The organism is Roseofilum sp. SBFL (genome assembly GCF_017746885.1).
Lineage (GTDB): Bacteria > Cyanobacteriota > Cyanobacteriia > Cyanobacteriales > Desertifilaceae > Roseofilum.
In genome coordinates, this window is record NZ_JAGHZH010000024.1 from 19,412 (window position 1) to 39,914 (window position 20,503).

At 47.1% G+C, this 20,503-nt stretch carries 17 protein-coding genes; 6 read left to right on the forward strand and 11 right to left on the reverse strand.

All coding sequences use genetic code 11. The features are described from left to right. Positions 1-19: 19 nt before the first annotated feature. Positions 20-1,153 carry a transposase gene (locus tag J7545_RS02105; protein WP_318702133.1) on the reverse strand — a complete coding sequence of 378 codons (1,134 nt, stop codon included), beginning with the start codon at positions 1,151-1,153 and terminating at the stop codon, positions 20-22. Between the two features lie 294 nt (positions 1,154-1,447). Continuing rightward, positions 1,448-1,963 (reverse strand): hypothetical protein, encoded by a 516-nt coding sequence (locus J7545_RS02110; protein WP_318702135.1) that lies wholly within the window; start codon positions 1,961-1,963, stop codon positions 1,448-1,450. Positions 1,964-2,150: 187 nt separating this feature from the next. Here J7545_RS02110 and uvrB point away from each other — a divergent pair, with 187 nt between their 5' ends. Further along, on the forward strand, positions 2,151-4,139 hold the full coding sequence (uvrB, locus tag J7545_RS02115) for an excinuclease ABC subunit UvrB (RefSeq protein ID WP_318702136.1): 1,989 nt from the start codon (positions 2,151-2,153) through the stop codon (positions 4,137-4,139). Between the two features lie 167 nt (positions 4,140-4,306). On the opposite strand, the gene katG is transcribed toward uvrB, so the two are convergent. The 5 genes from katG to J7545_RS02140 all read right to left on the reverse strand — a co-directional run bounded on the left by katG (position 4,307) and on the right by J7545_RS02140 (position 10,699). Continuing rightward, positions 4,307-6,469, reverse strand: a complete 2,163-nt coding sequence (katG, locus tag J7545_RS02120; protein WP_413038628.1) for a catalase/peroxidase HPI — start codon at positions 6,467-6,469, stop codon at positions 4,307-4,309. Positions 6,470-6,702: 233 nt separating this feature from the next. Next, on the reverse strand, positions 6,703-7,032 hold the full coding sequence (locus J7545_RS02125; protein ID WP_318702138.1) for a low molecular weight protein tyrosine phosphatase family protein: 330 nt from the start codon (positions 7,030-7,032) through the stop codon (positions 6,703-6,705). A gap of 87 nt (positions 7,033-7,119) precedes the next feature. Beyond that, positions 7,120-8,148, reverse strand: coding sequence for a dihydroorotase (pyrC, locus tag J7545_RS02130; RefSeq protein ID WP_318719069.1), 1,029 nt, complete (start codon positions 8,146-8,148; stop codon positions 7,120-7,122). Positions 8,149-8,226: 78 nt separating this feature from the next. Then, positions 8,227-9,894 carry a BCCT family transporter gene (locus J7545_RS02135; RefSeq protein WP_318735836.1) on the reverse strand — a complete coding sequence of 556 codons (1,668 nt, stop codon included), beginning with the start codon at positions 9,892-9,894 and terminating at the stop codon, positions 8,227-8,229. Positions 9,895-10,189: 295 nt separating this feature from the next. Continuing rightward, positions 10,190-10,699, reverse strand: coding sequence for a pyridoxamine 5'-phosphate oxidase family protein (locus tag J7545_RS02140; RefSeq protein WP_318702141.1), 510 nt, complete (start codon positions 10,697-10,699; stop codon positions 10,190-10,192). Here J7545_RS02140 and J7545_RS02145 point away from each other — a divergent pair. After that, positions 10,674-11,375, forward strand: a complete 702-nt coding sequence (locus tag J7545_RS02145) for a PLP-dependent aminotransferase family protein (RefSeq protein WP_318702163.1) — start codon at positions 10,674-10,676, stop codon at positions 11,373-11,375. The genes J7545_RS02140 and J7545_RS02145 overlap by 26 nt on opposite strands. Positions 11,376-11,517: 142 nt before the next feature. On the opposite strand, the gene J7545_RS02150 is transcribed toward J7545_RS02145, so the two are convergent. Together J7545_RS02150 and J7545_RS02155 are read right to left on the reverse strand one after the other, a co-directional pair. Further along, positions 11,518-12,702, reverse strand: a complete 1,185-nt coding sequence (locus tag J7545_RS02150; RefSeq protein WP_318702142.1) for a GNAT family N-acetyltransferase — start codon at positions 12,700-12,702, stop codon at positions 11,518-11,520. 91 nt (positions 12,703-12,793) lie between these two features. Further along, positions 12,794-13,489: a RibD family protein gene (locus tag J7545_RS02155; RefSeq protein WP_318702143.1), complete on the reverse strand. Its 696-nt coding sequence runs from the start codon at positions 13,487-13,489 to the stop codon at positions 12,794-12,796. A 368-nt stretch (positions 13,490-13,857) separates the two neighbouring features. On the opposite strand from J7545_RS02155, the gene J7545_RS02160 reads away from it, so the two are divergent. From J7545_RS02160 to J7545_RS02170, 3 genes are all read left to right on the forward strand, one after another. Beyond that, a complete protein-coding gene (locus tag J7545_RS02160) occupies positions 13,858-14,631 on the forward strand; it encodes an RNA polymerase sigma factor SigF (protein ID WP_318702144.1) in 774 nt (257 codons plus the stop codon). 160 nt (positions 14,632-14,791) lie between these two features. Then, the gene (locus J7545_RS02165) at positions 14,792-15,664 is read left to right on the forward strand and encodes a hypothetical protein (RefSeq protein ID WP_318702145.1); all 873 of its coding nucleotides are present in this window, start codon (positions 14,792-14,794) and stop codon (positions 15,662-15,664) included. A gap of 87 nt (positions 15,665-15,751) precedes the next feature. Further along, positions 15,752-16,504, forward strand: coding sequence for a hypothetical protein (locus tag J7545_RS02170; RefSeq protein WP_318702146.1), 753 nt, complete (start codon positions 15,752-15,754; stop codon positions 16,502-16,504). Between the two features lie 299 nt (positions 16,505-16,803). Here J7545_RS02170 and J7545_RS02175 read toward each other — a convergent pair whose 3' ends face one another. Together J7545_RS02175 and J7545_RS02180 are read right to left on the reverse strand one after the other, a co-directional pair. Continuing rightward, on the reverse strand, positions 16,804-17,982 hold the full coding sequence (locus J7545_RS02175; protein ID WP_318702147.1) for a homospermidine biosynthesis protein: 1,179 nt from the start codon (positions 17,980-17,982) through the stop codon (positions 16,804-16,806). A gap of 853 nt (positions 17,983-18,835) precedes the next feature. Then, positions 18,836-19,195 (reverse strand): Dethiobiotin synthetase, encoded by a 360-nt coding sequence (locus J7545_RS02180; protein ID WP_318702149.1) that lies wholly within the window; start codon positions 19,193-19,195, stop codon positions 18,836-18,838. Between the two features lie 122 nt (positions 19,196-19,317). On the opposite strand from J7545_RS02180, the gene J7545_RS02185 reads away from it, so the two are divergent. Continuing rightward, on the forward strand, positions 19,318-20,463 hold the full coding sequence (locus tag J7545_RS02185; protein ID WP_318702151.1) for a DegT/DnrJ/EryC1/StrS aminotransferase family protein: 1,146 nt from the start codon (positions 19,318-19,320) through the stop codon (positions 20,461-20,463). Positions 20,464-20,503: the final 40 nt, after the last annotated feature.

Consider the following 20,503-nt stretch of genomic DNA (forward strand, 5'->3'; position numbering starts at 1 on the left):
GCGACGGGGCTTTCTAGCCCTAACCTGTTACTCTGTCTAGCAGAGAGCAAGACAGCAGGCTGGCGCTTTCGAGGCGGGTTACAACGCCTCCAAGACGTTTGATATTGTTGGCTCCATTCAAGTCAGCGTCACCTTTCCATCCGCAATACCCACACTTGAAAGTCTTGCCAGAACGGTAAGACTTTCCTTTTTCGGGGTGGATGTGCAGGCATCGATGACAAGTCTGGCTGGTGTACGCAGGATTCACCAGAACAACGGGGACACCTTTAGCCGCTGCTTTGTAGTCGATAAACATCCTGAGTTGATAGAATGCCCAACTATTGGAACGCCTACGCTCAGTTTTGCTTCTTAGCTGCTGGTTGGTACGCTCCCGAATCCCGGTCAAGTCTTCCAGCGCAATCGCTTGATTCGCTGAGTATGCACACTCAACAATCCGTTTACTAATGTTGTGGTTTACCCATGTCTGATAACGCTTCTCTCTGCCAGATAGCCGTTTCAGCAGTCGCTTACTGCTCTTTGTGCCTTTCCATTGGATAGAAGCTCGACGAAGAGCAAACCTATCTCGCTTCGCTTTTACCTCATTCCCTGAAAACCTCTCCCCCTCTGAGCTAATCGCTAAGTCTGTACGCCCCAGGTCAACGCCTTTAACCCCCGAATCATTGATCGGCTCAGGGGTTTCGTCCTTGACCTGGACGTGCAGGTAGAACAGTCCATCCCGGTGTTTGCAAAGCGTGGCTGACGTAGGGGTATGTCCCTTCAGTTTACCGATCTGGTAGTTACCGAGAACCATTGGCATAACCAATCTGCCATCGACTGTTGTCAGGCTGGCAGATTGGTCTTTTTCTCGATAGCTAAAGATACGAGCGTCATAGTCCGCTGATGTGGACTTGAAACTCTTCACTGGCTTGCCTACCTTACGGTTGGCAGCCACCCTTGCACAAACCCTTACAGCCAAATTCGCCGACAAGCCAAATTGACTGCGGATTTCTTTATAGGTCTCTGCCTGAATCCGGTTCTTATTCTTGATTTGGGGGTTTACAGTTTCATTGACGTAGTTGCAAGCCTCAGCAAACGCCACCAGAGTTTTATCAAGCTTTTGAGCTTGTTCTGGCGTGGGGTTAAGCTGGCAAACTATCGTCAACGTTTGTTTCATGGCTATATTATTAATTCACCTAGGTGAATGCAGGCGACTAAACTCGCCGTTCGTTTTTCCTCCCCGCGAAGACAGCGACGGGGAGGAAAAACGTATCGGAGGCTTTACGTGAAGTTTCGCCAGGTGAATGGATGAGCTGGGTTCCCAACTATGGAGAATATCTGATTCATTTTGCTTAAGCCGTTCTCATTAACCATTATCAGCGCAAAGCGCTATACACAAAAAAACCTGGGCAGTACAACTGACTCAGGTTTGTGCTTGTAGACTAACAGATGGCTGGTTATGCGGAAATGTTTAGTCAAGATATCCCATTAAATCGGGCCCATCAATATTGTTATCCGCAACCGGGCGATTTCCCATTACCGTAATGGTTTGGCTGATTTTTAAATCGGTGGTAGATACGGGACGATTCCCAGACGTGGCGAAGGTTTCCTTAATCTTCAGTCCAGTGGAGATGATGGGACGAGTACCAGCAGAAGATAGGGTACTGTTCACTTGCAGATGACTCGCTTCAATGGGTCGATTCCCCGGAAGGGGCCCCACTTGGAGAGCATTACTAATTTTCAGATCCGTTGTCCCCACCGGACGGTTTCCGGGTAAGGGTGACAAACGAGTCGCTTGCTCGCTAATGGTAGCTGTTGCTTCTGGCTTAGAGCCAAGTTTCAGGGGTTGAGTCATCGGAGTTTTTTCCTTATCTTGAGATGTCACAGGTTTGGGAGTCTCAGCGGCACTGGATGAAGCCGGTTCGGAGGATTGGTCTGGAGTTGCACTGCTGCTGATCGTTGTACCGTTATTGGTTTTATCGCTCATAACCCATTGCCTTTTTACCGCTCACAGAGGTTTGTCTATATAGGGGCAAATGATAGACGTAAGAAACTTTAAAAAAAGTTTAAACTCTTTCTAGTTTACGAAAGACTGTGCAAAAACACAAAAATCTGTAAATAAATGTAATCATAGATTAAGCTGGTTGTTTTGGTTTCTTAATCGGTATCATTAAATGGACGGATTTAAGCTAGATGCACCTTTTGAGCCAACGGGAGATCAACCCCAGGCGATCGCCCAATTAACCCAAACCCTAAACGGCCGACATCGCTATCAAACCCTTTTGGGAGCTACGGGAACGGGAAAAACCTATACCATTGCCCAGGCGATCGCTAAAGTCGGCAAACCGACGTTGGTTTTAGCCCATAACAAAACCCTAGCGGCCCAACTTTGCCATGAATTGCGTCAGTTTTTTCCCCACAATCCTGTGGAATATTTTATCAGTTATTACGATTATTATCAACCAGAAGCCTATCTTCCCTTAAGCGATACCTACATTGAAAAAAGCGCCGCTATCAATGAAGAAATTGATATGCTCCGTCATTCAGCAACCCGCTCTTTATTCGAGCATCGATATGTAATTGTTGTCGCTTCTATTAGCTGTATTTATGGTTTGGGAATGCCAACTGAATACCTCAGAGCAGCCATTCGCCTAGAAATCGGACAAGAAATCGATCAACGGCAACTATTGCGAGAACTCGCCACGATTCAATATACCCGCAATGATACCCAACTAAGTCGCGGAAATTTTCGGGTAAAAGGGGATATTTTAGAGATTGCCCCAGCCTATGAAGACTGGATTATTCGAGTTGAGTTTTTCGGCGATGAAATCGATCGCATCTACTATATCGATCCGACCACCGGAAATGCCTTGGAATCCTGCAATAGTCTGAGTATTTATCCCGCTCGTCACTTTGTCACTCCCAAGGAGAAAGTTGACATCGCTTGCGAACAAATTAGGGCAGAATTAAAAGAGCGCATTCAACATTTAGAAACCACCGGGAAATTAGTGGAAGCCCAACGCTTAGACCAGCGCACCCGTTATGATGTAGAGTTATTACAAGAAGTCGGCTATTGTAATGGAGTGGAAAACTATTCCCGCTATTTAGCCAATCGGCAACCAGGAGAACCCCCAGAGTGTTTAGTCGATTATTTCCCAGAAGATTGGCTCTTGGTGATTGACGAATCCCATGTCACCGTGCCCCAAATCAGAGCCATGTATAACGGCGATCGCGCACGGAAAAGTGTGTTAATCGATCATGGTTTTCGCCTCCCTAGTGCCGCCGATAATCGCCCCCTGAAAGCGGAAGAGTTCTGGCAAAAAGTCAATCAATGTGTCTTTGTTTCCGCCACTCCCGGAGATTGGGAATTAGACCTATCGGAAGACCGAATTATTGAGCAGATTATTCGCCCTACAGGAGTAATTGATCCAGAAGTTTTAGTTCGTCCCATAGAAGGACAAATTGATGATTTGCTTGGTGAAATTAAAGCACGAGTTAAGCGCAAAGAACGGGTGTTAGTAACGACGTTAACCAAACGGATGGCGGAGGATTTAACCACCTATTTACAAGAGCGCTCTATTGAGGTGCGCTATCTGCATTCCGAGATTCAAGCCATTGAGCGGATTGAAATTTTACAAGACTTACGGGAAGGGAAATTTGATGTTTTAATTGGGGTGAATTTATTGCGAGAAGGTTTGGATTTACCGGAAGTGTCCCTAGTCGCTATTTTGGATGCCGATAAAGAAGGCTTTCTACGGGCCTATCGTTCCCTGATTCAAACCATCGGTCGGGCGGCGCGTCACGTAAATGGACAAGCAATTTTATACGCCGATCGCCTGACAGACAGTATGGAAAAGGCGATCGCCGAAACCGAACGTCGTCGTGGCATTCAAATGGCCCACAATCGACTCCATGGCATTACCCCCAAACCGATCAAAAAATCTGCAGACAACAGCATCCTGGCGTTTCTAGACATCTCTCGTCGCCTCAATGCCCAGGGGGTAGACCCCGGTCAAGTTGCTCAAGATGCAGTCCCCTTAGAAGAGATTCCAGAACTCATTCACCAATTGGAAACCGAGATGAAAACTGCTGCCCAGAACTTAGAGTTTGAAAAAGCGGCTCAATTGCGCGATCGGATTAAATCCTTGCAAATGAATAATTAACAAGGCATATCAAGTTGCGATCGTTAGATAACGTCAGTTTTGGTTAAGGGCATTTTGTGGCTGATTTGATGAAAGAAGGGGAAGTGCAGCCCAAAACAGAATAAGGGTTTCAGCTTATCCAAAACTGACGATATTTCCCTCAACAGCGCGGGAAGGCATCCCCAAAGTTAGGCTAATTCAAAGCGGTCAGCATTCATGACCTTTGTCCAAGCTGCCACGAAGTCTTGCACGAACTTGGCTTTGTTGTCATCCTGGGCATAAACTTCGGCATAGGAACGAAGGATTGAGTTGGAGCCGAAGACCAGATCCACTCGTGTCGCCGTCCACTTAACCCGATCGGTCTTGCGATCGCGGATTTCATACCGGTTCTTACCAACAGGTTTCCACAGATAGTTCATATCCGTTAGGTTTGCAAAGAAATCATTGGTTAATACCCCTTCTCGCTCCGTGAACACACCATGCTTAGTGTCGCCATAGTTGGTTCCCAGCACGCGCAGACCGCCAACCAGCACCACCATCTCAGGAGCAGTTAAACCCAACAGTTGGGTGCGATCGAGCATCAACTCTTCGGCGCTAACAGCGTAGTCCTCCTTGAGCCAGTTACGGTAGCCGTCATGGATAGGTTCTAGCACAGCAAACGATTCGACATCAGTCATCTCGTCCGTTGCGTCGCCACGACCTGGAGAAAAGGGAACCGTAACCTCAAAACCAGCCGCCTTGGCCGCCTGTTCGATACCGACGTTACCAGCGAGGACAATGACATCGGCAACACTGGCACCCGTATCGGCTGCGATACCTTCCAGGACAGCCAGCACTTTGGCCAAACGCACCGGTTCGTTGCCTTCCCAATCCTTCTGCGGGGCCAGACGAATCCGTGCCCCGTTAGCCCCCCCGCGCTTGTCCGATCCCCGGAAGGTTCGGGCGCTATCCCAGGCAGTAGAGACCATTTCGCTAATGCTCAGACCACTAGCGGCAATTCTGTCTTTGACTGTCTGAACATCATAGTTTGTGTTTCCGGCAGGAATCGGATCTTGCCAGATTAAGTCCTCTTGCGGCACATCAGGGCCGATGTAACGAGTTTTTGGCCCCATGTCACGGTGGGTCAGTTTGAACCATGCCCGTGCAAAGACTTCAGAGAAGTATTCGGGGTCGCGATAAAAGCGTTCGGAAATCTGCCGATATTCAGGATCGATCTTCATCGCCATATCGGCATCCGTCATGACTAGGTTGCGGCGAATTGTGGGGTCTTCAACATCAACAGGTTTGTCTTCTTCCTTGGTGTTGATGGGTTCCCACTGCCACGCACCTGCCGGACTTTTCTTCAGTTCCCAATCATAATTGAGGAGCATCTGGAAATAGCCGTTATCCCACTGGGTAGGATAGGTCGTCCAGGCTCCTTCAATACCACTGGTTACGGCATGGCGACCTATACCGCCATTGGTCTTGTTGACCCAACCCAAGCCCTGTTCTTCGATATCGGCGGCTTCGGGTTCTGCACCAACCAACGCAGCATCACCGTTACCGTGGCATTTACCTACTGTGTGCCCCCCAGCGGTAAGGGCGACGGTTTCCTCATCGTTCATGGCCATGCGACCAAAGGTCACGCGCACATCATGGGCGGTTTTGAGGGGATCGGGATTGCCGTCTACGCCTTCAGGGTTGACATAGATCAGCCCCATCATCACGGCAGCCAACGGATTTGCGAGATCGCGATCGCCAGAATAGCGACTTTGGGGATTGTTGCTGGGGGCGAGCCATTCCTTTTCTGCACCCCAGTAGATATCTTTTTCGGGATGCCAGATATCTTCCCGTCCAAAGGCAAAGCCAAAGGTTTTTAGCCCCATGGATTCATAGGCGATGGTACCTGCGTAAGCAATCAGATCCGCCCAACTGAGCTGGTTACCATATTTCTTTTTGATCGGCCAAAGCAGACGACGTGCCTTGTCCAGGTTGGTGTTATCCGGCCAGGAGTTGAGGGGTGCAAATCGCTGATTACCCGTACCCACACCACCGCGACCATCAGCAATACGATAGGTCCCGGATGCGTGCCAGGTCATGCGGATCATCAACCCACCATAGTGACCCCAGTCGGCTGGCCACCAGTCCTGGCTGTCGGTCATCAGGGCATGTAGATCTTGTTTGAGCGCAGCTACGTTAAGTTTCTTCACTTCTTCCCGATAGTTAAAGTCTGCCCCCATCGGATTGGTCTTGCGATCGTGCTGACTCAAAATATCGAGGTTGAGGGCCTTGGGCCACCATTCTACGTGGGCCACACTAGTTGTGGTCATACCCCCGTGTACCACCGGACATTTACCGCTGGTGGTTGTCACATTGTCATTCATTATTCTATTTCCCGGTGTGGCTTACAATATGTATATTATAGTTAATTCGATTAACACTAGGTTTTTCAAAACACATACAGCGGTCGCCAATCAAATGCCGTTTTTCCATCAGGATCGACAATACCCACTCACTTAAACTGTTGTCTCTCAACCTAACGTTAGACAGAATCATGGCAATGGATTCGTCTTTATCCTCACACCCATAACGCCAGACTATCTCATCAAAAAGTTCCCAACAGAGGTAGAACTTTCCGCTTCAATAATTCTACTAAAGCTGGCTCCATATATTCGTACTCATCAGCAATATCCAAGCAGACTACTCGTTTATTCTTGAGCCACGGCTGGAATTTTTTTGAGAGTTTTCTGCGATGAGACTCCTCCATAACAAAAATAATATCGGCCCACTCGATCTCTTCAGTACCCAGAGGGATTTCAGCTCCTCGATCTATGCCGGCTGAATCGACCTCTAATCCTTCATACTCAGCGAATATTGCTTCGGCTGTAGGACTGCGTAGCTGATTTTTACTGCAAACGAAAAGTAATTTCACCATTGACACCGAGCAAGCTTATCTTGATTGGATTAGCAATATCTGAAGCAATATGGCGCTAAAACCTATATTACGAAACAATATATCCCGTCAAACCATTTTCCAGGTCATCTCCTGTCCTGCGCGTAAAGGTACTAGCCCAGATTTGGTAAAGGGGACTTCATCGGGAATGCGCCAAGTTGTTTTGGTTAAGGTAATCTGTTCGGTATTGCGCGGAAGTTGATAAAAATCTGGCCCGTAGAAACTGGCGAAGGCTTCTAGTTTATCGAGGGCATTAACGCTCTCAAAGGCTTCTGCGTATAATTCCAGGGCGTGGAGGGCGGAAAAGCAACCAGCGCAGCCACAGGCACTTTCTTTACTGGTGCGGGTATGGGGGGCGCTATCTGTGCCGAGAAAAAATTTGGGATTGCCGGATGTGGCGGCTTGTAGAAGGGATTGACGATGGGTTTCCCGTTTCAAAATGGGTAGGCAATAAAAGTGGGGATTAATACCGCCTTTGAAGATGCGATTGCGGTTAAATAAGAGATGTTGGGGGGTGAGGGTTGCGCCGATATTGTCCGCTTCGAGGACATATTCCACGGCATCTGAGGTGGTGATGTGTTCTAGTACGACGCGCAGTTGGGGAAATCGCTGTCTGAGGGGAATTAAATATCGCTCGATAAAGACTTTTTCGCGATCGAATACATCCACGTCTGGATCGGTGACTTCTCCATGGAGTAATAAGGGCAAGTCTACTTGTTGCATGGTCTCAAAGACGCGATCGCACTTCCGAATATCTGTAACCCCGAATTCTGAATTGGTTGTTGCCCCAGAGGGGTAGTATTTCACCGCTTTCACAAACCCGGAGTCCTTCGCTTTAACCATCTCTTCTGGGCTGGTATTATCCGTGAGGTAGAGTGTCATCAATGGCTCAAATTCTTTGCCTGGGGGAATGGCAGCGAGAATGCGATCGCGATAAGCGGCAGCATCGGCGAGCGATCGCACTGGGGGCTTCAAATTAGGCATAATAATCGCACGGGCAAACTGTCGCACGGTATAGGGTAAAACGGCTTTTAGCGCTTCACCATCCCGCAGATGGAGATGCCAATCATCAGGTCGAGTCAAGGTAAGCTGTTGCATCTTCCCATCATAAACTGGATTGGATCTCCATGGATTAGAGATCCCTAGTTCCAAAATCGAAACTAGGAATCAAACTGGCTAGTAAATGGGGCCCTTTTCAATCGGTTTCTGTACGGTTTCAATCTGAGTCTGCCCTGTAGGGGCTGCTGCTGAACTTGATTTCAACTTAATCACAGCGTATTCTTCCCCAAGTCCTCGATAAAGGCTGTAGCACATTACCAGCAGAACAATCGCAAAGGGCAACCCAGTGGTAATTGCAGCCGTCTGTAAGGCCGTCAAACCTCCTCCTAAAAGCAACACGGCTGCTACCACACCCTCCATTGCCGCCCAGAATACTCGCTGAGGCACAGGAGAATCTAATTTTCCACCCGATGTTAAGTTATCGACAACCAGGGAACCGGAATCAGAGGAAGTTACGAAAAACACAACCACCAAAATAATGCCGACAAAAGAGGTAAGACCTGTTAAGGGCAGTTGCTGTAGCATCACAAATAGGGCTGTGGCTACTTCAGCATTAACAGCATCTGCAATAATGCCAGGACTATCACCCAATTCCAGGTTTAGTGCAGTTCCCCCAAAAACTGACATCCAGAGGAAGGTGAGCAGCGACGGCAACAGCAACACACCTAAGATAAATTCCCGGACTGTACGCCCTTTGGAAATACGGGCAATAAAAATCCCCACAAATGGAGACCAAGAAATCCACCATCCCCAATAGAAAACGGTCCAGCTATTTTGCCAACTCGTAGATTGGAAGGTTTCAGTCCAAAAGCTGAATGTGGGTAAGGATGCCAGATAAAATCCTGTGGTTTGTACAAATGTACCCAGCAGGAAAATGGTTGGCCCAGCTAATAGCACAAAGACCATCAGGATGGCAGCCAAAATCATGTTTAATTCACTCAACCGACGGACTCCAGCGTCGAGACCTGACACAACTGATGCGGTAGCAAATCCAGTGATAATAGCAATCAGAACAACTTGAACTGGAGCGTTAATGGGAAGATCGAATAAGAAATTGAACCCAGCATTCACCTGTTGTACTCCAAATCCCAGGGAGGTGGCTAAGCCGAACAGGGTTGCCGTGACAGCCAAGACATCAACAACATTGCCCATCCAACCATAAATGCCATCTCCCAATAGAGGATAGAATACAGAGCGGACGGTCAGGGGCAATCCACGGTTATAGGCAAAAAAGGCCAGTGCCAGGCCAACTAGAGCATAGATACCCCAAGCATGAAATCCCCAATGGAAAAAGGTAATACTTAGGGCCTGTTGCGCTGCATCGTTGGTTCCTGGTTCAATCGTTCCTAAAATCGTCGGTGGCGATTGGAAGTGGTAAATCGGTTCAGCCACACTCCAAAACATTAACCCAATCCCCATGCCAGCGGACAGCAGCATGGCAAGCCAGGCAAAGGTGGGAAACTCAGGACGAGCATCCTGGCCACCGATGCGGACTGAGCCAAAGCGACTCAGGGCCAGCAGTATGGCCACACTCAGATAAATACTGACGGCTAAGATCAGAAACCAGCCCATTCCTTCAGCAATAAAGGTTTGAATTTGTCCAAATGCCGTTTCAGCCGGTTCTTTGAACAGAACAGTCAACAGGACAAACAGTAGGATTAATATCCCGGAGGTGATAAAAACCTCTGGATGAAAATCAAATCCAGGAAAGCGGGTAATGTTGGTATCTCCGGGTGTTCGGTGAGGGTTGGACAGATGAGATCGCTTGTTTGATGGATCGTGCATGGAAATTTCAGTCAATCCTCCTTAAAGTAGTTGCATGTTGGCTACAATGTATCATCTTTACGGGATTTCTCTGAAATTAAACTCTGCTCACTCCTAATCTGGTTTTTTGCCAACAATGAAAACGCCTTGATCTTTGGCTGGTTGCCATTGATAATCATCTAAATCTTCACTGGCACAATCAAGCATTGCAGTGTCTTCCAATACCCATTACCTAACGCGAAGCGCTATAGTTTTGAGCAATCAACTTATGGTTGGAGCGATCGCGCACCAGAACAGAGCAAACAAAGTTATGCTGTTATGCACCTCGATGATAATTCAACAGGTTCTCAGGGACGGTAATATCCGATCGCAGTTGAGAATCGGGAATGGGAACGCCAGAGGACAGTTTCAGGGGTAATTGTCCTGCCCAGATCGGTAGCTCATAGTCGGCAGTATCATCCTTGGGATCTCCACTGCGGACTTTGGCAGAGCCTTCTTCAATGGGGAAAGCCAATACCGTTGTTGCTTTCATTTCAGCCGGTGTCGGTTGGCGGGCTTGTTCCCATTGCCCGGGGACAATGTGTTCGGATAGGATTTTGAGAGCGTGCCGCTTTTCCTGCTCATCATCAACCAATGTGGCACGACCAAACAACATCACCGAGCGATAATTCATGGAATGGTGAAAGAGCGATCGCGCAATGACAATGCCATCCAATATAGTGGCACTCACGCAAATCTCAATGCCCTGCTCTAAATTCTTGAGCATTCGACTGGCTACGGCTCCGTGGATATAGAGGCGACTGGATCGAGATCGCCATCGATTCAAATTTGTCTATGTCACGCCGTCCCATCAATTTCCCACTGGGGCAACTCTCTCGCTTTCTCGACGACTCGCTCTACTGCAATGGGCGCAACAAACCGAAACCCTCGTCCTCGAAGATGACTATGATGGTGAATATCGTTATGGCGATCGCCCCATTCCTGCCTTACAAGGACTCGATCGCCACAACACCGTCATTTATGTGGGGACTTTTTCTAAAATTCTCTTTCCTTCGTTGCGCCTGGGTTATCTAGTCGTGCCAACGGCTTGGATACCCCTGGTGAGTCGGGCAAAATGGCTGTGCGATCGCCATTGTTCCATGCTAGAGCAATATGCCCTCACCGATTTTTTTACCGAAGCTTACTTTGAACGACATATTAGACGAAGGCGACATCTTTACAATAAGCGCCGCCAAGTATTAGTAAAAGCCTTGAACGAGAATTTTGGGAGCAGAGTTTCGATTTTGGGAGACAATGCGGGGATTCATTTAATGGCGAAATTAGAAACCGATTTGCCTGACGATCGCATCATTCAACGGGCAGCAAGTGTAGATGTCGGCTTGATTAGCGCCCGGGGTTATTATTTGGCTGCTCCTAACTCAGGGGAGTTTATTTTTGGCTACTCTCAGCTCAATGAAACTCAGATCGAAGAGGGGATTCGGGCGATCGGCCAAGTTCTATAGCCGTAAAGACATTACAGCACTTTTCTCTTCTATGAGATGCATTAATGACTGTTTTTAACGATCGCTAAAATAGCAAAAAGCTCCATCAAGTCTGTTGTTTACTCCCCCTATCCGTCCATAACAGCACTTTGCGTTCTATCCCTCAATAGGGGTGTTGAACCCAGTCTTGAGTCTGATTAAACGGTAACTCTTCATTAATGGCATCAATTTGTAATTGCTCGGCTTCATTGATTTGATCGATGTGGGTTTTCATGATTTGCATTAATCGTTGATTGTAAAATCGATGCAGGCTATGGTGAGGAGTCGCGGGGAAGCCGCGCCGCTTCTTGTGTCGTCCTCCAGCACCGGGATCGAAGCGTTGAATGCCGTTGGCGATCGCCCACTCAATAGGTGTATAATAACAAGCATTAAAGTGCAGGCAATCCAATTCTTCAAAACTGCCCCAATAGCGTCCATAAAGTTGATCGGCTTTAGTGACACAAAAAGACATCCCCACCGGTTTGCGATCGTTCCCTTCCCGATAAGCAGCACTTAATACCAGGCGATGGCGATAATGATCGTAAAGGCGCTCAAAAAAGGTCTTGGTTAAATATTTGCTCCCCCACCAGCCAAATTGATCGCAGTGATGGCTATAAAAATGGTACATATCCGAGAGCAGATTATGGGTAATTTCTTCTCCATTGTGGACTTTCATGGTTAATTGGGCTTTTTGAATGGCTTTACGCTCGCGTTTAATGTTGCGCCGTTGATTGGCATTAAACATGCCCAAATAATCATCAAACGTCTGGAAGCCTTGATTATGCCAAATACTGCTATGGTGCAACCAGCCAGAAAAGCCATATTTTTGAATCATTGGTTTCCATTGAGGATCGACATACAGGAAATTACAACCGGAAATCTGATGGCGATCGCAAAATTGGTCAATGGCAGCAACCATAATCTCCGTTAAGCTCTCCTCATCCTCGGCAGGATCGACCAAAAACCGATAGCCCAATGCGGGTGTAAACGGACTCATCCCCAACAACTTCGGATAATATTCAATTCCCAGACGATAAGCCAGATCTGCCCATTGGTGATCGAAGACGAACTCACCATAGCTGTGACCTTTGACATATAATGGAGCCGCAGCGACCAGAGTGCCATCGTGCCATACTGTTAAATGACAAGGTTGCCAACCCGCTTGCGCCGTAGCACTCCCCGACGCTTCCATATTATGTAACCATTCCCACTCCAAAAACGGTGTTTTTAACGGTTGCGCCAAAGCATCCCATTCCTGTTGAGACACTTCAGAAATTTGTGAAATCCAGCGAATTGAATATTGACGCATGAGACAACTCAATCATTAATCATTAATAGTTAAACAATTAAACAATTAGGGGAATCGACTATCCGCCCCATCCTCTCCTATGACCTATTACCTAATTTAATTGATAGTGTAAAAACACCTCTTGTCCTACAGGGTGAGCCGAGAGGAGAGTTAGGGATTTGGGTACACTTAAGCCTAACCCATCTACCGGAGTAGGGGCAGTTGCGCCACCTAAAAGGACTGGGCATACGGTTAACCATAATTCATCAATCCAATCTCCCGCGAGTAAACTTGCTACTAGCGCTCCTCCTCCGAGGATAGCCAAGCGCTTGAGATGTAATTGGGCGAACTGGACAAAAATCCCATTCCAATAGAAGCCCCCTTCATGGGTAGGAGCGGTGAGAATGCGGTCAAATTGTGGTGCTAATTCGGGTTGATTTTGCCAGGGAATGGCTCCCTCTGGGGTGGTGAGCAGCCATCGGGGAACGGATTGTTGAAAAAAGCGATAGGAAACATCAAGATTGCCAGTTTGAGACACTACAATTTGTACGGGTTGGGGCGGCTCTTGCTGTTGCTGGCGTTGCTGTAGAAGTTGGAGATCGGAAATACTCAGAGTTGTGCCATAGGCGCGTAGGGTTCCTGCACCGAATAAGACAGCATCCACTTTAGCAATTTGTTGTTCGAGATGGGCTTTATCCGCCGTAGAACCAAACCGGGCAGGAGAACGGTCTATGTCAGAGATTTTGCCATCGGCACTCATGGCAAGAATAGCTGTAATGTGGGGGCGATCGACCGCAAAACCCGTCATAGTATAGTCCTAAGTATAGGAGTAAGAGCTTTCAGAAAGTATACAATATGTTGCTTAATGTTGCTCTACAGAAAAATTTGCTTGCCTCCAAGGGAAGATGCTTGATAGGCTAGGGATGGGAAAGTAAATTCAGGGATTAAGCTTCTTATCCCTCAATCCCCATATCAGAAGCAGGGTGCAAATGATCTCGAGTAATCCTTAACCTCAAAATTGTGATGAAGAACACAGTTAGGTCTATGGTGAAATCATAGCCTAAATTACAAAAATCTTTAGACTATACAGTGAGTGCTATATTAATCATATTTTAGGATGACCTCGTAAATTAATGTTCTAACGTTCAAACATCTACCAAAACCCAACTCAAGATAATGGCAACTCCAGCTTCCCAAGATATAAAATATGAAAATATTGATTGGCTCTCGGCTTATCAACAAAATCCTTCCCTAGAATTGCGGAATAAAATTGTCAAATCGAATATTGGTTTAGTCAGGAAAGAAGCCCATCACTGGATGCACCAATGCAGTGAAGGATATGATGATTTACTTCAAGTTGGGTGTATTGGTCTCATTCGAGCTATAGAACGATTTGAACTGGGCAAAGGCCATGCCTTTAGTTCTTTCGCGATTCCCTACATTCGGGGTGAAATTCAACATTATTTGCGCGATCGCAGCAATACTGTCCGTATTCCTCGACGCTGGTTAACGATACAGCGCCAAGCTGAAAGTACGATTCGGGATTTACAAGTTAAACTCAACCGCTATCCCAAAGATCTAGAAATCGCTGAAGCTATGGGCTTATCAGTAGCAGAATGGCACGAGGTGAAACTTGCTTCTAAAAATCGCTCGCTACTCAGCCTAGATGCTCCCGTCACAGATGAAGGCGAACAAGCCACCAGTTTAGGGGAACTGGTTCCCGACCATCGCTATCGCAGTTTCCAGTTAGCCATGGAAGACCAAATCCGTCTCCAACAAGCCCTAGTAAACTTAGAAGATCGTACCCGCAAAGTCTTGGAATTTGTCTTTCTCTACGACCTCACCCAAAAAGAAACGGCTGAACGGATGGGCATTAGCGCCGTTACTGTCTCTCGACAGGTCAAAAAAGGTCTAGAGCGGTTGAAAAAAGTAATGATGACAGAGATCTGAAGCCCTCATCCCCCAAACCCGTTCGACAATCTCAAAGTGGGGAGAGAGGGAGAAGAGCCTATTCCCTATTCCCTATTCCCCCAAAATCAGCCTAAAATAGCAGTACCATTAACCCAGTTGCTCAATCGTCAGCTAATCGTGCTAATCGTGGGGGGTTTCCATGCGTTCATCATTCTTAGTCCTATTCCTTAGTATCTTAAGCCTAGGCTTATCCAGTTGTGGTTTAATTGGAGGTGGAGGAGAAGAACCTGCCGCAGAAGCCCCTCCACCCGAACCCGTAGCGGCTGCACCCCAAACCACTCCCCCTGAAGGAACTGAAACGGAAGGAACTGAAGGCGAAGCTCCGGCAGAAGTGTTTCCAGAAGAAGAGGAACCGGAAGCGCAAGAACCGCCCGCCCCACCTCCCCCCCAATCGACTCTGGAACAATCCACCAATGTTGAAGATCGAGTACAGTCCGTGAGCAATACAACAGGGCAAAAAGATCCTTTTAATCCTCCAGGCATTATTATTACCGGAGGATCAGAAAATGGTGGTGCAGACAATGGCGGTCCAGCAGGGGGTATACCGCCCATCATCGTCGAAGCTTCCCCACCTCCTCCACCTCCTACACCTCCTAATAATGCTGGTAGTGGTTCAGGTAATGGAGCAGTAGCACCAGCGATTCCTAAAATTGCACCTCTATCAATACCAGAACTGCCACAAGTGGAACCGCCCCCAAATTTAGGGATAGATCCGAGGTTTCAACCCGTACCTGCTGCCCCAGCAGGGCCAATAGGGCCACCGCCTCCGAATACGGCTAGAGCGGTGGAAGTGTCGGCTGTGGTACAAGTGGGACAGGTGGTGAAGGCTATTGTGAAATCCCCTGGTGAAGACACCCGTTATGTAGGAGTAGGGGATTATATCGGCGGCGGTTCGGTATATGTGAAAAATATTGATGTCTATACCCCGGCCGAACCGGTGGTCGTTTTAGAAGAGAATGGGCAAGAAGTGACCCGTCCAGTGGGGGCAGCTCCCTTACCCCCAGAGATATAATGCCTCATCAATTGGTCGCTATTATTTTAGACTGGGAGTAAGATTATGGGGGTACTGATGAACACTAATCAATCCTGCCTAAAGCTTATGGTTAGATCCTTACAAACCTGGGGATATTCTTGTTTAGCTGCGTTAAGTTTGAGTGGTTTAAGTATGACACTGATGATCGAGGGGGCGATCGCCCAATCGGGAGGAGATTCTCTTGGCACACCAGACGAAGAGCTAACGCCCTCTTGTCTTCCTCGAGTGGCCAATGGGATAGCAAAATGTAATTATCCCAATGGAGATAATTATCAGGGGGAACTTCAGGGAGGATTACCTAATGGTCAAGGGGTTTATGTCCATGCAGAAGGCGATCGCTATCAAGGCGGCTTTCTCAACGGTAAACCCCACGGTCGAGGAGTCTTTATTAAAGCTGATGATGCCCGTCTAGAAGGAGTCTTTGAAAACGGAATTTTAAAGAATGGCCGCGCTGTATTTCCTGATGGAAAATACTATGAGGGAACCTTTGGATTAGTCACGAATCTCAGTACCAATGTAACCAGCAGTCAGCCTGAAGGCAAAGGACGGTTTGTTTATCCCGATCGAAGTCGCTATGAAGGAGAATTTTTTGCGGGTGAACCCTTTGGTCAAGGTGCACTCATTCGTCCGGATGGAACCCGTTGTCAAGGTCGTTTTTTTAATGAAGCATTAGATGCTAATGTTCAATGTGTCTTTTCCGATGGTACAAGATATGAAGGAGAATTACGCGGTGGTATTCCCCATGGTCAAGGTGTACTTATTTCTCCTGATGGTCAGCGAACCTCTGGACGCTTCCGCGATGGTGAGTTCGTGAATTAATCTTGAGATCGTGAAACATCGTTTTCCCCAGAAATATTGAATATTAGCTCAATGCCGAAAACAAGAGGATAAAATATGGTATTTTATCCTCATTCAAGATCTTGAACCCAATAAAATTGACATTCTCATCGGACTCAATGCACAGTGATTCCTAAAAAATTTTGCGTTTAATTCTAGTCAATATTTTAGCGATCGCACTGTGCAAAAGTCATAGAAGCGGGGCATCAAGCAAAAAAATCCTTCTCCAGAAAATAGAGAAGGATTAGGGTGAAGAAAAGGTTATTCTTCAAATAGTGACGTTATTTACGGATAGGAGTGCCGCACGGATAAGTGACGACCGGAGCAGCAGCACTCATTTCTTTCGGTTGAGCCACCCCAGAAGCCTTTGGTTGCGCCTGATAGTCCGCCTTTAAGCGATCTAACAATTCCTGACGGCGATCGTACAGCCGTTTCAGGGGACGGGGTGTAGATTTTTTACTCACATAGGAGCTAATCAACGGTAAGGCGATCGTGCTATCGGTATAGCACACAATACTATTGGGTAATTCGTTCGGGTCTACTTTCCCCCAACTCACTGCTTCTGAAGGAGTTGCTCCCGATAATCCTCCGGTATCGGGACGAGCGTCGGTAATCTGGATAAAATAATCATGACCCCGTTCTTCTAAACCCAAAACCTCATGAATCTGGGGTTGAGTTTGCAACAGGAAGTTTTTCGGCGAACCGCCACCAATCATCAACGCCGCACTTCTCCCCATCACATTGGGAATACCGGAATTCCGAGCGCCATAGACAATGGCTGCGGTTTCATTAACATCAATGGCTGGATCAATCATGAGATCCGATCCCTCTAATGCCAAAGCTGCCACATTCATACCGATGGAACTATCCCCAGGAGAAGAGGTATAGATAGGAACGCCACATTCATAGGCTGTGGAGAGTAAGCAAGGATTTTCAATGCCTAAACGTTGTTCAATTTCCCAGATATACCGCCCCAAATGATAATGAAATTCAGCCGTTCCCATCCGTTTTTGGAATTCTGGCGCTTTCAAGGTTTGGCGGATAAAGGCATCGGTTTCTAATAGCACATCGTAGTCGAACACAATGTCATAAATGCGGATATGTCCCTCTTCTCGCAATTTCACATCATCTAAGAAGGGACTGCCTGCATACAGACTCATTCCCAAACCATAATGCAGATCGTGATATAAATTAGCTCCCGTGCTAATCATCCAATCAATATAGCCTTGTTGCATGAGAGGTGCTAGAATTCCCACCCCAAATCCGGCTGGAGTCATGGCTCCAGAGAGACTTACACCGACAGTGACTCCCGGCTGCATGACTTTCTGGGTGAGCAAGTGGCAAATTTCCCGCAGTCGTGCTGAATTGTAGGCGGTAAAGTAGCCATCAATCAGATCGACTACACTAATTTCTGTGGGCAAAGGAGCAGGTGCAATTTTGTTTTTGAGTAAGCGAGACATGATAAATTATCCTATTTTCTAATCTGCTTGATTGGGATACCGATTCTCTATCATTCTTTGAGCAAGACATCGAGAATTCCCAGGAAGAATCAACCCCTAATTTGGAGTTTTTTTATCCCTTCCAGTTTTTGGCAATCATGGGAAAATACCCTCAAAAACCATGTCTAGAAATCCATTTCTAGCTGGCTTTGGGTTTGTATTCCTGGATTTTTAGAGATCGTTAAAGCTTAATTAGGGTTCAATTTCTGAGCAGCTAAATCACTGTCCATTTACCTTGGGTTTTTCTTTCCAAGGGGTCATGTTCAGGACTTACAGCACTTCTGCTATGAGGAACGGACTCAAAGGCTCTAAGCATCAATACTACAAGTGTTTGCCTAGGGTGTTTATGTTTGCAAAGCAGAATACGCTGTATTTAGCTGATTGACCGGCCCAGTTTGCCAACTTCAGTTGAGGGTAGGGCAAACCTAACAGTTACAGACCGGTCAGATCGGACTAGGGGGTTCACAGCCATCCACCCAGGAGATCGTGGGGTCAGACTTACGTCTACGCTTGAGTTTCATTTCTAGATACCACAAGCCTTGCCAGGGGTATCCAGTCAGGGGAGGATAGTTCAATTTTCTTCTTAGCACCTATTAGAGACCGCCTATTTCAACTATAGCAGAAGTTTAAGAAAACTGTATTTTTTGGAATTTAGTTATCTAGATTGCCATTAAGGGAATATCCTAGGGGTCTATTCAAGGCTTAAAGGCTGCTATACATTCTCATTATTTTTACTAAGATTTGGTCAAAATCAGGTTAACAAAAGGCAAATATTTTTCAGGATCAATTTCACACAAACAATTAGGAATGGCTATTATTGTCCAGGACGAAGGGCGATCGCCTGCTGGGGGGCGAAAATTTTCCCCACGGCGATCGCGATCCGGGTCAGATCCGGGTCTAACAAGGGCGGCCAAATGAGACCGGACTGTTTATGTTGCACAAAAGCCTGGCGACTTTCCATGGCTAACCGATGCAGGGCACATACCAAGCGCCGCTCTAATAACTGCTGCTCCTGGGATTGTTCAGCAATAATACTGAGTGCTAACAATAAAGACGTAACTTGCCCCGGAACGGGTGGCTCTCCCGCTTGCAGGCGTAGTAAAAATGCATCAGGATTTTCGCCAGTAGGTAACCCTTGGGCGATCGCAAACTCACAAGCCGTCTTATAGTCCATCTAATACTCTCCCAAAAACGATAAATTTTGATATCAGCACATCACAAACTCCAGTAATTTGCCACTTCCTATCCCTTAATGCCAAACTCGGAAAAGATTAAACTTGCGATCGTCATTAGCGAATGAACCCATCCTCTACAACTATTCCCTTTGTGGATCTCTCGATCCAACACCAACCTCTGAAAACCCAGTTTGATGAAGCCATGTTAGCGGTTCTGCGGCAAGGGGACTTTATCTTGGGTCAAGCTGTCAAAGACTTTGAAGTCGCATTTGCTCAAAAATCGGGAGTTCAGTATGGTATTGGAGTCGCTTGTGGAACCGATGCGATCGCCCTTGGCTTAAAAGCCTGTGGCATTCAACCTGGAGACGAAATCATCTTACCAGCTAACACCTTCATCGCCACCCTCATCGGTGTTTTACACTCAGGAGCAACCCCTATTTTAGCCAACTGCGATCCCAAGAGTGCCCTAATCGATCTACAAGCAGCCGAAAAGCTAGTTACTCCCAAAACCAAAGCCATTCTTCCCGTTCATCTCTATGGTCAAATGGTCTCCCCTCAAGCTCTCCTAGACTTTGCCCAAACCTATAATCTGTTTATCTTTGAAGATGCTGCCCAAGCACATTTGGCCCATCGAGAAGGGTATACGGCAGGTTCTGTAGGTAAAGCGGCTGCCTATAGCTTTTATCCAAGTAAAAATCTTGGCGCATTTGGAGATGGAGGTATGGTCTTAACCAACGATCCAGAGGTGGAGAGCAATATGAAAACGCTGAGAAATTACGGAGCGCCGCGCAAATATTACCACACTGAACTGGGAACTAATAGCCGTTTAGATACCCTCCAGGCCGCTATTCTAAACGTGAAGTTACCCCACTTGCTCACCTGGAACCAACAGCGCAACCAAGCCGCACAAGAATACGATCGCCTCTTCGCTCCCTTGGCTGCATCCGGTCTTGTCCCGATCGCCAACTTCAGTGGTGCCGGCCATGTTTATCACCTCTATGTGATTCGCCTCTTAGAAAGCTGTCCCCTGAGCCGAGATACGCTACAAGAAGAACTCAAACTTGCTAACATTCAAACCGGTATCCACTATCCAGTTCCCTGCCATCTACAGCCGGCTTATGCCCATCTAGGTTATCATGCGGAAGACTTTCCTGAAGCCGAACAACTCTGCGAGTCTATCCTCTCCCTACCCATGTTCCCAGGGATTACTTTAGAACAAATCGAGCGAGTTGTTGAGGCGATCGCCTTAGCAGTTAAGAAAAACTAAATAAAACCCCGTATTCCCCATTCCCTATTCCCTCAAAAAA

What these genes read in the sequence shown, in the direction of transcription:
- J7545_RS02150 (WP_318702142.1), bottom strand. Translation starts at nt 12,702, where the DNA reads ATGCGTCAATATTCAATTCGCTGGATTTCACAAATTTCTGAAGTGTCT.
- J7545_RS02125 (WP_318702138.1), bottom strand. Translation starts at nt 7,032, where the DNA reads ATGGTGAAATTACTTTTCGTTTGCAGTAAAAATCAGCTACGCAGTCCT.
- J7545_RS02175 (WP_318702147.1), bottom strand. Translation starts at nt 17,982, where the DNA reads ATGTCTCGCTTACTCAAAAACAAAATTGCACCTGCTCCTTTGCCCACA.
- J7545_RS02185 (WP_318702151.1), top strand. Translation starts at nt 19,318, where the DNA reads ATGAACCCATCCTCTACAACTATTCCCTTTGTGGATCTCTCGATCCAA.
- J7545_RS02155 (WP_318702143.1), bottom strand. Translation starts at nt 13,489, where the DNA reads ATGACGGGTTTTGCGGTCGATCGCCCCCACATTACAGCTATTCTTGCC.
- J7545_RS02105 (WP_318702133.1), bottom strand. Translation starts at nt 1,153, where the DNA reads ATGAAACAAACGTTGACGATAGTTTGCCAGCTTAACCCCACGCCAGAA.
- J7545_RS02170 (WP_318702146.1), top strand. Translation starts at nt 15,752, where the DNA reads ATGGTTAGATCCTTACAAACCTGGGGATATTCTTGTTTAGCTGCGTTA.
- J7545_RS02165 (WP_318702145.1), top strand. Translation starts at nt 14,792, where the DNA reads ATGCGTTCATCATTCTTAGTCCTATTCCTTAGTATCTTAAGCCTAGGC.
- J7545_RS02180 (WP_318702149.1), bottom strand. Translation starts at nt 19,195, where the DNA reads ATGGACTATAAGACGGCTTGTGAGTTTGCGATCGCCCAAGGGTTACCT.
- J7545_RS02110 (WP_318702135.1), bottom strand. Translation starts at nt 1,963, where the DNA reads ATGAGCGATAAAACCAATAACGGTACAACGATCAGCAGCAGTGCAACT.
- uvrB (WP_318702136.1), top strand. Translation starts at nt 2,151, where the DNA reads ATGGACGGATTTAAGCTAGATGCACCTTTTGAGCCAACGGGAGATCAA.
- pyrC (WP_318719069.1), bottom strand. Translation starts at nt 8,148, where the DNA reads ATGCAACAGCTTACCTTGACTCGACCTGATGATTGGCATCTCCATCTG.
- J7545_RS02135 (WP_318735836.1), bottom strand. Translation starts at nt 9,894, where the DNA reads ATGCACGATCCATCAAACAAGCGATCTCATCTGTCCAACCCTCACCGA.
- J7545_RS02160 (WP_318702144.1), top strand. Translation starts at nt 13,858, where the DNA reads ATGGCAACTCCAGCTTCCCAAGATATAAAATATGAAAATATTGATTGG.